Annotated in this window: 11 protein-coding genes; all 11 read right to left on the bottom strand. The window is 68.7% G+C overall.

The window, feature by feature from the left end; all coding sequences use genetic code 11:
- Window positions 1-273, bottom strand: a complete 273-nt coding sequence (locus tag F7O44_RS24185) for a hypothetical protein (protein WP_162452874.1) — start codon at window positions 271-273, stop codon at window positions 1-3.
- Between the two features lie 55 nt (window positions 274-328).
- Window positions 329-1,582 carry a M50 family metallopeptidase gene (locus tag F7O44_RS24180; RefSeq protein ID WP_162452873.1) on the bottom strand — a complete coding sequence of 418 codons (1,254 nt, stop codon included), beginning with the start codon at window positions 1,580-1,582 and terminating at the stop codon, window positions 329-331.
- Window positions 1,579-2,616: a thiopeptide-type bacteriocin biosynthesis protein gene (locus F7O44_RS24175; RefSeq protein ID WP_162452872.1), complete on the bottom strand. Its 1,038-nt coding sequence runs from the start codon at window positions 2,614-2,616 to the stop codon at window positions 1,579-1,581. Before F7O44_RS24175 ends, F7O44_RS24180 begins: the two co-directional genes overlap by 4 nt.
- Complete coding sequence (locus F7O44_RS24170; protein WP_162452871.1) at window positions 2,609-5,431, bottom strand: lantibiotic dehydratase; 2,823 nt, start codon at window positions 5,429-5,431, stop codon at window positions 2,609-2,611. The genes F7O44_RS24175 and F7O44_RS24170 overlap by 8 nt, the downstream gene beginning before the upstream one ends.
- Complete coding sequence (locus tag F7O44_RS24165; protein ID WP_162452870.1) at window positions 5,424-7,205, bottom strand: SagB family peptide dehydrogenase; 1,782 nt, start codon at window positions 7,203-7,205, stop codon at window positions 5,424-5,426. Before F7O44_RS24165 ends, F7O44_RS24170 begins: the two co-directional genes overlap by 8 nt.
- Window positions 7,206-7,218: 13 nt before the next feature.
- A complete protein-coding gene (locus F7O44_RS24160) occupies window positions 7,219-9,192 on the bottom strand; it encodes a TOMM precursor leader peptide-binding protein (RefSeq protein WP_162452869.1) in 1,974 nt (657 codons plus the stop codon).
- A gap of 112 nt (window positions 9,193-9,304) precedes the next feature.
- Entirely contained in the window at window positions 9,305-9,469 is a 165-nt protein-coding gene (locus F7O44_RS32420; RefSeq protein WP_484549600.1) for a thiazolylpeptide-type bacteriocin, read from the bottom strand.
- Window positions 9,470-9,837: 368 nt separating this feature from the next.
- A complete protein-coding gene (locus F7O44_RS24150; RefSeq protein ID WP_162452867.1) occupies window positions 9,838-10,035 on the bottom strand; it encodes a thiazolylpeptide-type bacteriocin in 198 nt (65 codons plus the stop codon).
- A gap of 12 nt (window positions 10,036-10,047) precedes the next feature.
- A complete protein-coding gene (locus F7O44_RS24145) occupies window positions 10,048-12,156 on the bottom strand; it encodes a hypothetical protein (RefSeq protein ID WP_162452866.1) in 2,109 nt (702 codons plus the stop codon).
- Between the two features lie 23 nt (window positions 12,157-12,179).
- Window positions 12,180-13,019 carry a hypothetical protein gene (locus F7O44_RS24140; protein WP_162452865.1) on the bottom strand — a complete coding sequence of 280 codons (840 nt, stop codon included), beginning with the start codon at window positions 13,017-13,019 and terminating at the stop codon, window positions 12,180-12,182.
- Window positions 13,016-14,059 (bottom strand): ABC transporter ATP-binding protein, encoded by a 1,044-nt coding sequence (locus F7O44_RS24135; protein ID WP_222851647.1) that lies wholly within the window; start codon window positions 14,057-14,059, stop codon window positions 13,016-13,018. The genes F7O44_RS24140 and F7O44_RS24135 overlap by 4 nt, the downstream gene beginning before the upstream one ends.
- Window positions 14,060-14,540 lie beyond the last annotated feature (481 nt).

Here is a 14,540-nt window from a genome sequence, read left to right as displayed (position 1 = left end):
TCAGCGGTCGCTGCGCCGCCGCTCGGGCGACTCGGGTAGCTCTTCTTCGAGCTCGGTGTGGCGACGCACGGAGTCGAGGTAGATCTTGTCGGCCCGCTCCTGCATACGCTCATCCGCCTCGATCTGCAGGCGGGCCCGCTCGGTGGCCTCGCGTTCGCGCAGCACCTTCAGCTCGTGTGCGCGCTGGCGGCTTTGGATGACGCCCCACACGATCCAGCCGCCGCTGCTGAGCAGCACGATGAAGAGCAGCCCGAGGATCAACTCCAGACCCACTTTGCCTCCTCAACTCGTCCGGGCAACCGGCGTTCGGGTCGGGCGGCGCGCCGCCTCATGCCGCCTGCTTGCGACGCTGCTGCCAGCGTATGGCCCACGCGATGAGCAGCGCGACCAGAATGGCTTCACCCACCAAGATCGCCACCGCCCCCGTTGCCCCCACCAGGTCGGCGAGCGTCTGGTACCAGAGCCGCACCAGGAAGACGAGCGCCGTGCCGATGATCCCGATGGCCAGCGCGGCGTAGCCGACATAGATGACTCGAGCGCGGGAGGGGTACGTCGAGACGCCGGCCGGCCCGCGCCGCAGGAAGGCCCCCACGAACCGGAACGCCTCGCCCTGCAGGTTCATGGCCGAGAGCGCGTGTTCGAGCATGTGGTAACCGTCGAGCCGGAACACCGGCACCAGGTTCGCCGCGGTGGCCACGGTGCCGATCAACAGCAGTGCCCCGGCCAAGCCGTGCCACCAGCCGGATTGCGGGCCGAGCCACCACAATGCGGCGAAGGGCACCAGTGCGATCAGGTTCACGTAGACGCCGGCGAACGCTGTTGCCACCCGATGCGAACGACGACGGAACGTGACGGCGTCGTCGGCCTTGCAATACAGCGCGATCAACGGAAACCGCCACATGATGCCGATCTCGGTGGGCCGCCCGCCATAGCGGTAGCAGGCCACGCCGTGGCCGAACTCATGGCAGGCGAGCACCAGCCAGATGACGACGAACGCGACGACCGACACCGACCACCGCGTGGGTGAGGCCGCCAGGGCGTCGTACATCGAGGACCAGTTCAGCGCGGTGAACACCGCGATCGCGATGCCGAGCAGGGTCAGCGGCACCGCGACGCCCGGGTGCAGGAGCCAGCTGGTCCGCCGGGCGACGGCGGGTACCCGGCCGGCCAGGCCACGAGCCGGCATCCGCCACAGCAGCGGTGATCGTCCGCTCTGATGCCGCGCCTCGGCAGCTCGTTCCCGGATGGCGTCGAGCTGATCGCCGGTCGCCGGTTCGATCAGGCCGCGCTCGTACAACATGCCGAGGAGCTGTTGCCAGTGTTCGGCGGCGAGACGTTTGCCGAACTGCTCGGCGTATACGGCACCGATGTCGGCCAGGCTGCGCCGCCCATCGAGGTGCCGCATCAGGAACGCCTCGCGCGGCCCCACTCGCAGGTACGCCTGGGTCTCGCGGTCGCCGACGACGTGCACCCGCGCGTCACCCTTCATGAGGGCGGGACCGACGTACACGGCATCGCGGATCTTCGGCCGGGCTTGATGCAGCCAGTCCGCCGTGGGGCTGGGGTGGCTGACGGAAGTCATGCCGTCTCCATCAGCTCTGACTCGCTTGCCAGCGCCCGTTCTACCAGGTAGGACAGATAGATCTCGTCCAGGATCGCAACCCCGAGCCGGTTGTTGGTCATGTGGATGTACGAGCTGAGTAGCACCGTGGCCAGTGCCTCCGGATCGTCGATGGCCGCCCGGCCATCGCCCTGCCGGGACGGGAACACCAGGTCACCGCGGGCGGCGGCGTCGAGCACCCGCTGCCGGAGTTCGGCGCAGTGCGTGAGCCAGCGCTGTTCGATATTCGACAGCCCGGCCCCGGCGTCGCCGGCCGCGCCGGTGATCGCGCGGATCCGTTCGATCCGTGGCGCCAGGGTGTCGCGGGTGCGGTCGAAGCTCTTGTCGAACGAGCCGTGGTAGTCGTCGGAGGGTTCCTGGTACGACGTCTCCCAGAAGGTGCGGTAGCGCTGGAAGAACTGCCGCACGGCGTCGTCGGTGGGAAGGAACGTGTAGGCGGTCATCAGCGACAGCTGGGTCGCCAGCCCCAGCAGCACGGGGCGAACGTGGGTGTTCGAGGTCGCCAGCAGGGTGGCCACCATGTCGCTGGAGTGCTCGAAGTGCCATTCGGCTATCTCGAGCCCGCCAGGGCCGCCGTACCGGTCGTGCTCGGGTTCGTACGGCATCAGCACGACGCTGTTGTTCGGCCGGAAGGGCATCTCGCCGTCGCCGTAGCGCTCGTTCCAGCTGTCCTCGCCGTATTCGGCCAGGTACATCCGTTTGTACAGGTCGCTGAGGCCGTCGATGTCGGTGTCGTACAGCGCGGGCCGGCGGCGCAGGAACTCTTCGAGTGCGCCGGTTGCGCGCTGGGTGACCTCCTCCCGCAGCTCCGGCGACGACGGTTTGAACCGGACCCGCACATGCGGGCCTTCCATCCAGTACTTGATGAAGAACCAGCCGCTGATCAGTTGTTCCTCGCGCAGCTGCGCCACGAGCGGGCGCACCGCTTCCACGATGATCGGGTTGGCGTCGCTGGCGTAGAAGACGTGCAGCGCGACCCATCGGTCGTCAGGCATGGTCATCCCTCCCGGTGTGGTACAGCTCGACCAGCAGTTCGCTGACGTGGGGCCGGCCGTGCTCGTCGTGCAGCCACAACCCGTCGAGGTCCGGGTACGGCTCGGTCAGCACGATGCGCGACGACGCCCCCAGCGCCATCTGCTCGAACAGCTGGAGCGAGGCCCAGCTGCGGAAGTCAACCGGCAGCGGTTTGCGGCCGCTCTTGCGTTCCGGCCCGCCGGCACCCGCAGGGTCGTCACCGGTGTCCGCCGCGTCGCCGTCGTCGGCGGTGGTTCGGGCGGCAGCGGCGTCTACCTGGGCGAACAGCCGCTCCGGGAGGCCGTGGCGGCGTCGCCAGCGGTGCAGTTCGAGGAAATGCTCGGCCTCGGAGCGCTGCGGATCCCGGAAGGGGAAGGCATCGGTGCTCAGCTTCCACATCCGCCGCTGCAGCACGAGTTCGCCGAGCAGCAGCCGCGGATACATGGTGATGCCCTCGGCCGGCACCGGTTCTCCGGTTCCGGCCCACAGGTCTATCTGCGCCATCCCGGTGGGGGACAGACACATGAGAACCTGCTGCACCTCGGGCAGTGCCATCGGCATCAAAAAGCCCAGGTAGATCGGGATGACCTCGCAGCCGAGCCGGTCGGACACCAGAGTCAGCCGGTCCGTCTCGGCGTCGTGCACCAGCGCGAGATCCTCCAGGGAGATCAGCTCGTCCGGTGGCCGGGTGCTGGCGTCCCCGGGGCAGACGATCTCGTAGCGTGTCACGCCCGGGTGCACGTTGAGGTTGGTGGTCTCGTAGCCACCGCGCAGTTCAGCGAGAACGGCACCGTCCGGAGCGTAGTCGTCCAGGACCTCGCGGATGAGCTCGCTGGCCCCCACCCCGGCGGCGTCGAGGCTGTGGGCGAACCGGGAGAACATCAGCGTCATTCCGGCGTAGGCCTGGTTGAGCACCAGCCGGCCCGGCTCCGGCCCGGATTCTCCGGTGGCGAGCTGGACGAAGAAGGACCACGGCTGGGCCACCCGCTCGTCGGGGGGCAGGTGCCGGGTCACAGCGTCGACGAACTCCGGCCCCAGCCGGATCTCATCGGTGGCTCCCGACGACGCCTGCAGGTCGCGCAGATGGAGCGACGCGGCCTCGCGCGCCTCGTCTACGGCGGCGATGTCGGGCAGCTTGAACCAGTTCTCCTGCGGCACGAAGGCGTTGTCGTCGTCGAACTGGCGGCGGCGCATCGCCCGCTGGGTGTACGGCGAGAAGAAGTCGCGCTGGAACTCGTGGCAGAAGCGCACGACGTCGTCGCATCTGCCGCCGGCCCCGTAGCGGGCCCGGAAGAATCCCGTCGCGGTCAGCCGCCGGGGCAGATTGAGGTCGAAGGCCGGGAGGATACGTGCGACGTCGGCCAGATCGGGCAGGATCGATGCGTCCCACGTGTCGCGACTGACATCCAGCCCGTCTCCGGCGATGACTGTGTCCTCGTAGATCACCGTGCGCGGCACCAGCGCCGGGGTGGCGCCGACACCGGCGAAACACTCGGTCACGAGGTCGCGGATGCTGGTCAGCACGTCACGCCGCTGCCGGGCGGTGATCCGCGGGTAGCGCTCCACCAGCGCCTGGACCTCTGCCAGCTGCGCGCCGACGTCACGCAGCACCGGGTGTGGCTGTGCCCGCAAGGATTCCACGAACGGCACGGCCGGATCGGCCGCGCGCAGGTCGATCTGCAGGTCAGGCGCCAGCAGGAAGCCCAGCCGCAGGAGGTGGCCGAGGAGTTGGTCCACCTCCTGCGGGGTCCGGGTGGCCGAGGCCGCGGTGATCTGGCCGGCGAGCTCGCTCAGCCGTGGCCGCCGCTCCCGGGTGAAGCCGACGACGTCGTCCAGTGCCGGGCCGCTGGGCAGGAAGAACAGGTCTTCGTGGACGCTGTCGATGGCGACGACGGCGTCCGGGTCGGCACCGGCCGACGTGCGCCGCCGCACGTAGCGCATCGCATCGCCCTCGGCGCTCGCTCCGGGCGCGAGGGTGACGTGCAACGACGAGCGCAGCTCCGGATCGGCCAGGATCACCGCTGCCAGCCGGGCCAGTACGGCGACGTTCAGCCGAACGGTGGGATGCTGGCGCAGCGACGCCGGTTCCGGGCGGACCCGGTCGGTTTGCGACGAGAATCGGCCCATCCCGACCGATGTCAGGGTGCTGAACGGGCTGGTTTTCAGCGCCGCCCGATAGAGCAGCTCGAGGAGGGTCCGCTCCACCTGCCGGCCGTGTTTGTCCAGCTTGGCCTTCTTGCCAGCGCGCTTGGCGTCGACGTACCGGTCCATGTTCTTCTCCAGAACCTCGGACTGGAGAAGGACAGCGCTGCGGAGATCGTCACCGGCGACGGCGGCACGGGCACGCTCGCGGGCGGCGGTGATGTCGGCGCCCAGGATCTCGCCGCCGGCGTCGAGGGTTTCGCGCAGCGTGGCCACGGTGGCGGTCCACTCGTCGAACAAGACCTTCGTGTCCGGCGGCAGGAGCGGATCGGCTTTGGCGACGGTGCCGGCGCGGGGGCGACGGGCGTTGAAGACATCGCGGCGCAGGTTGATCAGGCCCACCCGCCCGGGATCGGCGGCTCCAGTGGTGGCGATGAGCTCTTCGAGCCTGGCGCACAGGTCGGCGGCTGTCGTGTCCCGGGCGGCCTCGAGTTCGAAGACCCGCTCGGCCCATTCCACGGCGTTCTCGGTACGCAGCGCGGCGACGCTGCCGGCCGGCTGGCCGGCGACCCGAACCAGATAGCCCTGGCCGAAGCGCCAGACCGACGTGCCGGATGCCCGGCTGCTCGCGGCGCGATCGAGAAGTTCAGTCATGAGAGACGGCTCCCTTGCTCGGGGAATCTGTATGCGCCCTGGCCGGGTACCGGATGGCATGGTCGTAGCCGGCTCGTGGGCCTCGCTCGTGGCCGAGCAGGATGAACAGCATGCTCGTCTCGTCGGTGCCGTCGATACCGAGCATCGCGTCCACCGCAAGGTTGTCGATTCCGAGCACCGCTCCCACACCCAGCCCGCGAGCGGCCGCCGCCAGGTAGAGAGCCTGCGCGCTCTGCCCGACCTCGATGCTGAGCATCCGGTAACCGCGGCCGCCGTAGGTGCGCACGAGTGGCTTCAGCTGGCCGGTGACGACGACGACCACTGCCGCTTCGCGCAGGTTGTAGTTGGTGAGGGCGTAGTAGCGCTGGAGTTCGGCGCCGTCCACCGGTCGGGCGTCGGACAGCCGGTGCCGGTGGCCGTCGTAGACGTAGCCGCCCTGCTCCAGCCCGTCGACCTGGTTGGCGATGATCCGCAGCCGGATCCAGGGATGTGCCCGCGGCGCGGGGGCGACGTCGGTGCCGGTGCCCGCCAGCCGGTTGGTCATCGCCAGCATCCAGCCGAGATCGGCCGGGTCCAGCGGGCGGCTTGCGGAGAGTGCGCCGAAGCTGGACCGTCTGGCGCCGAGGCTCGAGGTGAGATCCAGGTCGCCGTCCTGGCTGGTAGCCGCTGGCAGCGTGACCACGGTGGAACCGTCGTCGCTGGTGACGGCGTGTAGGGCTCCCGCGACAGCGTCGGCGGGACCGGGGCGAGGCAGGCTGCCGACCAGCGTGGCCGCGTGGACCTCTTCCACCAATGGGAAACTGCGCACTCGCCGGGACTTCTCCCACACCTGATGTGGTTCGGACCTGCGGGTATCGCGGCGGATCAGTGGTTCGAGCGGGGTGGCTCGAGTGCCGGGCGTCGTGACATCTTTCGCCTGGGCGATGGGCCCGAGCGGAACGACGACGAACGGCGCTTCCGCGACCCCGTCGATCCCGATGAGGTCGCTGACCGCCGCTTCGTCGAACCACAGCAATGGCTCGACGGCGATCCCGTGCGCGCCGAGGACCAGCCGCCACGAGGCGAGCAGCGCACCGATGTCCTGGGTGACCACGTGGTAGCTGAATGAGTTGTACTTGAACGCGTTCTTCCAGAATCGCAGTGAAGCGACCAGGTACATCCCGGCGGCAACGCCGCTCGCCTGGGCGAGTTCCTCGACATGCGACCCGACGGCGAGCCGGTCGAGGCCGTGGTGCGCGGTGGCGTAGTGGTAGACACCGGCCGGCAGCGTGGCGTCGTTCCCGGTCACCAGGTAGGTCTCGGCTGGATACATGCCGCCGCCGGAAGGCGTCGGCCGCGCCCAGACGGCGTTCTGGGTCTGGAGCTTGCGGCGGCTGTCCTCGTTCCAGTTCGGCTGGGTACGGCGTCCCGTCAGGCCGTAACAGGCCAGCGCGGCGGCTAAGACGTCGAGGCTCGGGAGGAGGTCGCCGTGGGCCGCGCGGCTCGCCGTCACCGCCGCGTCGAGGCTGACCCGCGGCATCCGGTCGAACGGCGACGGTAGCGGCACCCGGGTCACGCCCTGGTAGAGCTTGTGGCGCGACGGCTGATCGGACCAGTCGACGGTGAAGCCGTAGGGCGGCAACGGAACCCGCTGCCGTTCGAACATCCGGCGTGCGTAGTCGAGCACGATGTCCGGCTCGGCCTCAGGGGTCGGGTTCGCGGGCGGGTTGTGCGCGGGTGTGTGGTCATGGTGATGCCCGTGGCCGTGTTCGTGGATCTGGTCCGTGGTGTTCACCGGCGCTCAACTCCTACGGGAAGGGGTGCGGCACGAGGTGCAGCTGGTCGGAGGTCAAGGGCCGCGTCGCGTGCCCGGCCCGGTAGGGCGCCCAGCGGGTCCGCGGCAGGGTCAGGGCGCGCTGACGGGCCCAGCCGAAATCGATCGGCACCAGCCCGGGCACCACCGTCGCGACCGTGTGCAGACCCATGTCCTGCTGTTCCGGCGTGGTCTGGTCCACCACCACGGTGTCGTGCCCACGCTCGGCCAGCAACGAGACGATCTCCGATACCGGCTGCCGCAGGTCGGTCACTGGCGGGCGCCCGGAAGTCCAGTCGGCGTACAGCTCATCGATCGCGACCTGTTCGGCCTGGCGCAGCCAGTGCTGTGCGTGTGGTGCCATCTCCGGCATGCCGAACAGCAGCGCGTGGTGGGACAGCTCGGTCACGTGCCGGTAGTCGGTGGTCATGAGTTCCAGGTGCTCGCGTGAATCGGCGACTCGATCGGCGAAGCCCGGCACGTAGGACGCGACCTCACAGACGGCGGCCCGGACCGCGTCCTCGGGATCCAGCGAGGCGCCACCGGCGAAGCACAGGGTGCCCAAGCCGTCGTCGCGGCGCACGGCGACGGCGCCGACGGCGGGAACCGGCAGGTCTTGGCGGATGTCGAAGCAACGTAGGTCGAAGCCGAGAAGATCTACCTGGGCCCGCATCTGCCGCACGAGCGGATGAGTCACCGTGTCGAGATCGATCTCGTCCGGGGTGAGCCCGCTGTACCAGGAGATCAGGAATGCGTCCCGCTCGATCAGCTCGAGCAGCCCGTGCAGCACCGCCTCGGTGGCGGAGCTGCCGGAGGCGCAGCCGTTGGAGCACTCTTGGACCGTGTTGCGGTGGTCGGTGCGGTGGTCGAGGTAGTAGACGATCTGCTCGGGGAGCAGGAGGGACCGGCGGTCGCGCAGCGACCATCCCCATACCCACGGGATGCTCGGGTTATCCGTCCAGGGGACGTATTTCTCCTGGTGGCGATCATAGAAATCGGACGTGTACAGGCCGCAGGTCTCCATCTCGACGTGCGGCACATCGAGGTCGGTCACCGAGGCGACACGGGCGATCCCGGTGCGTCGGGGTCGCTGCCCGGCGTCGCGCTCCAGTCCTTCCAAAGCTCCAAGGAGTTCGCTGAGGTGGTAGTTCTCCGCGTGCCCGCTCCACCACATCTCGTGCAGTCCGTACTTGCTGCGCACGTGGAACCGGCCGCTGACCGGAGCGGTGGCGGTGGCGTGGTAGGCCCGCATGGCGGGGGCGCCGAGCATCCCGCACACCGGATTCGCGAGGGCGTCCATGGGCAGTCGCAAGTCGTCCGGGGTCTTGGTACGGCTGGCGCCGGGTTTCACCGGTGGCGCGGGCCGCAGCCGGATCTCGGCGTCTTCTGCGGTGTCTGGCAAGGGGTCGGCGCAGTCCGGGCACGACGAGTCCCGGATCAGGCCGAATGCCTTGACCGACGAGGTGCGGGTGTCGATCTCCCAGACCGGATATCCCGGACCGCCGGGCTCGGCGGCGACGGCCGTTTCGGCCAGCCGAGCCGCGATGGCCAGCACATGTGGACCCGGCGGCGAAGCGTCCGTGGCCACCGCGCCGTAGGGATCGTCGAGGATACGTCGTTCGAGCATGGGCCGGCAGACTGTCCACCGGCGGTCCAGGCAACTGGGGCACGGGCCGGGTGCGCCGGGCGTGGCGGCCACGACGACGGTGCCCGCATACAGCCGAACGCTGACCCGGCTGGCACCTGTAGCGTCGTCGCCGGTATCCGTGGCCAGCGGGTGGTGAGCGTCCGCGGTGGGCACGGTGAGCCGAGCCGATCGCCCTGGAGTGCCGAGCATCGCGACGTCGAGCGCGCGGCACGCGGCGGCCGCGCGCGGCGAAAGCTGCATGGCGATCTGCTGGCCTACGTCGCTGAGCAGACTCTTCGTCCCCGGGTCGAGCTGCGCGTCGAGTGTCGTCAACGTCGTCATTCGGCTTACGCCTTTCTCACGCCGGATAGGGGAAACTGGGAGGGGATGCTGCGGGCCAGATCCGGTGGCCCGCAGCATCCTTCTTCAGCGGCTCAGAGGTTCGCGGAACCCCTCAGCCGCAGCTGGATGTGCTGGTGCTGCAGCTGCAACAGCTGGACGTGCTGCAGGACGAACAGCTGGAGCACGAGCACGACGACGAGCTGGCCGCCATGTCCATGGACGGGTCCGCGAGCTCCTCGATCTCGAACGTGACCGCTTCGAGATCGCGTAACTCCATGCCGAGTGTCTTGGCCGACATGTTTCCTCCTTTCGTTTCGTGCGACGGAGTACTTTGCGGTGCCGGCGATCAGCCGCCGCCACAGCCGGTGCTGGTACTCGTGGAGCAGCAGCTGGATGTGCTGCACGACGAGCAGCTGGAGCAGGAGCAGCTAGAGCTGCACCAGCCGGCTGCGTCTTGGCCGACATCGGTGATGTCTTCGACCTCGAACGTCGCTGTTTCTAGATCGAGTAGTTCGTCGTAGAGAGCCACGGTGGTCACCTCCTTCCCGATGAGTGCGGGTCCGCCGCGGGGGTGGCGGCGGAGCACGGGAGTCCCGCGAACTGCCGGGAACTACGCGTGGACGGTGCGGTAGTGCGGTGCCGTTGTCAGCTCGTGCTGCTGCAACTGCAGCTCGAACAGCCGCAGCAACTGGACGTGCTGCACGACGAACAGCTCGATGTGCTGGTGCTAGAGCTGCACCAGCCGGCCGCGTCCTGGCCGACGTCGGCGATCTCCTCCACTTCGAAGGTGACCGTCTCCAGCGCCAGGAGTTCGCTGCTCAGGCTGGTCGCGGTCTGCGTCATGGACATCTCCCTTCACTCGTGGGCCGGCCCGTGGCGATACACCAGGACCCGGGCGACCGATGTGATGCCGGCCAGATCCGGTGGGGTGAGATCCACGAGCGCGGCCCTCCTGCCCTGCTCGTTGAGGGCGAGCAGGATTCCGGTGGGGGCAGCGGGTTCGGGAAGTTCGATCGCCGGGCCGCCGACCATGGCGGCACCGAGGTCGATGCCTGTCAGCTGGCGGCTGGTGGGCCCGGCCGGTGGCTCACTCCGGTGGCCGTACCGGGGATCAGCCGACGCCTCGGCCAGTTGGCGGGCACCGGCGATGGTGAGCAGGGCGTCATGGATCGCCGTGAACCAGGAGGTCGATGCCCGGGCGACGGCGTGGTCCTGGCCGTCGCGAAGACGCACCGCCGCCACCGGGAGCACACTCCGGCCGGTGAACAGGTCCACCTTGGTCCCGTCGAGTTCGATCTCATTGATCAGCAGACGCAGGTGTTTGCGCTGTTCGGGCTCGAGCTGGCTGAACACGTCCGGACCGACTGGATGCAGTGGGAGCTCACCGCGGGCGACGGCGCCGACAGCTATCCCGGCCACCGCGTCCACCAAGGCACGTCCGGCCGCATGGGCCGGCGATGGCCCAGCGGCCAGCCCGGTCAGCGCCGGCTCGAAGACCGCGGCATCGGCATCCCACGGTCCGGCCAGCACGGCAGCCCGCTCGACGGCCAGCGGGACGCCCGCGGTCAGATCGACTGCGGCTACCGAGGCCGGCCGGGCCGGTTCCGCGCCGAGCCACGTCTGGACAGCTTCGGTGCGCACCTTGGTGGCGCCGGAGACCGGCGCTGGCAGAAGCTGGACGCGGCGCTGGATCGCGAGCGCGTAGCGGGCCGCGGCTTCTTCCAGCGCGGCCAGCCGGGTTTCGAGGACGGTCGCGGAGCCGAAAGTCACAATAGGCTCGGTCGCCGCCGACGGGCTGTCCAACCGGGCGACCTTGACCGGGATCTGCGCCACGGCATCGTCGTCGAATTCGCGCATGATGCCGACCGTGGCGGAAACGGCCCGCTCGAACCGCTTGTAAGCCTCCTCGACATCGACGGCGCCCAGATCGTCGAGTTCTTCCACGTCCTCGAAACCGACCGGCTGGCCCGCCAGCACGCGTGGGGTGTCCGCGCCGGTGACGGCGGGGTGAGGGAGTACTGGCTCGGTCGACACGGTCAGCCGGTGCGGATCCACGATCACCGCCGAGCCGGTGAGGTCGCTGGGGATCACCTTGGTGAGGATCTTGAAGATCTCGAAACCGGCGACACTGAGCGCGATCGGGGCGGCGTTACCGGGCAGCGCGGGCCCGGGCACACTGTGCTCGCTGCCCAGCCCCGCCGCCTGCCAGATCGCCTCGGTGCCGGCGATGCCGTTGTCGCTCATGCGGAGCAGGGCGGACGAGACGCCGGCCGTCGTCGTGGCGTCGTCGTGGGGGCCGAGCACGATCTGGTCGCCGACGCGGACCACGGAAACGAAATCCGCGCCGTGCCAGTGTGCGGTATCGCCGACGGTGAGCAGGCTCGGGTGCGGCCGGTCGATGGCCACGAGCACAACCAGATCGAGCCCTTCGACCAAGCAGTCCTTCACATCGATCGTGTCGACGACGCGGACGAATCCGTCGCCGCCGCTGCCCACGCCGTTGGCCGTGAGTGCCTCGGCGAGCATGCCAGCCGCCGCGTGGTCGTCGCACACGAGCGCGACCCGGGCGTTCACGGCGCGCGCGAAGCCGGTGCCGTCGTCGCCGTGATGATCGAGCAACGCGAGCTGGCTGGCGTATCGGCTGCGGGTCTCGGCGTCGTACAACTCCCGCAGATCCGGGCCGTCGGCGATCACCCCGCGGGCCGCGAGCGTGCCGAGGAGCGAGCGCACCGAGGCGCCGTGCCCTTCGGGCAGCCCGGACACGAGATCGTCGAGTGTGGTGGATCCGTCGAGGTGCGGTAGCAGGGCCGACAGGTAGCGATAGGCGCCGGCGCCGCGCAAGACGAATGCGTTGTCCGGGCTGCGCACGTACACACCGTCGAGCGTTTCGAGGAATGCCACGTCCTGACGCACCCGGGGGCGCGTCGTTGTTGGTACCGAGGGTGCGGTGGTCTGAGCAGTCACGGGGGCTCCCAGGGGGTGGGGGTTCAGGTGACGTCGCGGCGCCGGATGACGGCGACCGCGACCGTGGTGCTGAGCGCGATGTAGGCAGCCAGTACGAGGCAGGCGACAGGCGCGCTGACGTAATCGACGACGCCCGGGGTTCCGCCGTCGCCCTGGGTGCGGGCGCCGAGGCTGGCCACCAGCGATCCGCTGGCCGGTCCCAGAAGAACCGCTCGCAGCGGCTCGAGCATGCTGAACATCCCGGCCAGCCCGGAGACGGCGTTCTCCAGCCCGAGTGTCCACAACAGGCCGACAGCCAGAGCGACGGTGGTGCCACGGAAGATCACCCCGAGCGCGGCCCCGACGGTCATCCAGGCTGTGGAGATCAGCGTGGCGGCGCCGACCGAGGCCAGGACGTCACCCGCTGGTGGCAAGATCAGCGATTCGCCCTCGATGGTGGCGATCAGCATCGATGCGGCCGCCGACGCCAGAACTACAACCACCGCGATGACGAACACCGCGACGGTTCCGGCGGCGACCTTCGCCAGGATCACCTGCGTGCGGCTCGGGCCCTGGGTGAACCGGGCCGTCCACGTGTTCCAGCGATACTCGGGCCCGGTGATCAGCACGCCCAGGATCAGCATGAGCGCGCCGCCGAACAGCGGATAACTGCTGGCCGACGTAGCGTCCAGCGATGCTGGCACCAGGGCGTCGAGCAGGTCGGCACGATCCGCTTGCGCGTCGACGGGGTCCAGCGTGGAGTAGACGATGTACGGCACCCCGAAGGCGAAGGCGAGCACCATGGCGACCCATCCGCCGCCTACGACCAGCGGCATCGGACGGTTGCGCAGGAGCGTGGTCTCGGAAGCGAACGCGTTGATCACGGCTGGACTCCTTCCGGCGGCACGCTTGCGTCGGTGGTCTCGTCACGCGTCAGGCCGAAGAAGACGTCTTCGAGGCTGGGGCGTTCACGGCGGACTTCGTAGACCGCGATCCCAGCCTTGACCAGTGCGTTGACCAGTTCAGGGACGGTCTCGGGTGTGGTCTCCAGCCGCCAGTACGGATCATCGCTGTCTTCGACCAGCGTCACCCCCGCCTCGCTCGCGTGTTGATCAAGGACCTGGCCGGCCTGTTCAACGGGGGATACCCACACCTTGAGAACGGTGGTGCCTGAGTGGTCGCGCAGTGCGGTGACTGTGTCGTCCGCGATCACTCGCCCGCGATTGATGACGACCACGCGGTCGCAGATCTGCTGCACCTCGCTGAGCAGGTGGGAGGAGAGCAACACCGTGGTGCCGTCTTCGCCGAGCCGGCGGATGAATTCCCGCATCGAGGCGACGCCTTGGGGGTCGAGGCCGTTCGTGGGTTCGTCGAGGATCAGCAGCGGCGGATTGCCGAGGAGTGCGGCGGCTACACCTAGTCGCTGCCCCATACCAAGCGAGTAGCCGTGGAAACGTTCGTCGGCCCGATCCTGCAGATCCATGACCCGCAGCACGCGGGCTACCTCGTCGTCGGGCAGACCGCGGGCGCGGGCGAGCACCCGGAGGTTGGCTCGGCCGGACAGATGAGGGACGAAGGCGGGCGACTCGATGAGCGCGCCGATATGAGCCAACGCGCCCGGCTGCCCGGGACGGTGGCCGAGCACCGTGACCGAGCCGGCGTCGGGGCGGACCAGGCCGAGTACGACGCGCAACAGAGTGGTCTTACCGGCACCATTGGGACCCAGAACGCCGTAGACGAGTCCGGACCGCACCCGCAGGTCTACCTCGTGGAGTGCTTGGACGGACCCGAACTTCTTGCTGACGCCGGTGAACTCCGCGACCGAGCGACGGGCCGGTGCCGGAACGGATGACGTGGGGGAATGCGTACCTTCCCTCGCGTCGTCAGTTTCGGACTCTTCGGGCCTTGTCGCTGATATTCGCACGGTACTCACCTCCGGGTATATCTCAGGTCATGAGTCAACCGGGGCCGCTGACGGTCTCCGTGGTTGGGAGCGTTGTTTCGTTGTGAAAGCCGCTATTGCGCGATGCGGCAGACAGACCTGGTGAGAATTATTTTCTTGCCAGTGTGGCCAAGCCACTGCCGATCTCCGTGCCCTGGACGGCGCCTCAGATAACGACCTGACCAGGCATGTTGAGGGCAGCAGCGGACTGCGAGCCCTCCTCCCCTTGCTTCGTGACGGGCATCCCATCTCTGAGTAGAGATGAACATAACGGCTTGAAACGTTGGAAGCAACCCCTTCGACCGAAAAGAATTTTGAATACCCGGTGAATCGCCGCAGGATCTTCATGGCTGGGTCGGGGCGATCGAGAAAACATCGAATAGGGACGGGCTCAAGGAGTACATAAATCTGCGGTGGTCAAATAGCATGCAAGCCCTTTCCGCCTTGGTGTTGCTGGTGGCGG

It is taken from the genome of Phytoactinopolyspora mesophila, assembly GCF_010122465.1.
In the GTDB taxonomy this organism is placed as follows: Bacteria; Actinomycetota; Actinomycetes; order Jiangellales; family Jiangellaceae; genus Phytoactinopolyspora; species Phytoactinopolyspora mesophila.
The sequence above is the reverse complement of the archived record's forward strand: the minus strand, read 5'-3'. Positions and strand labels throughout refer to the sequence as shown.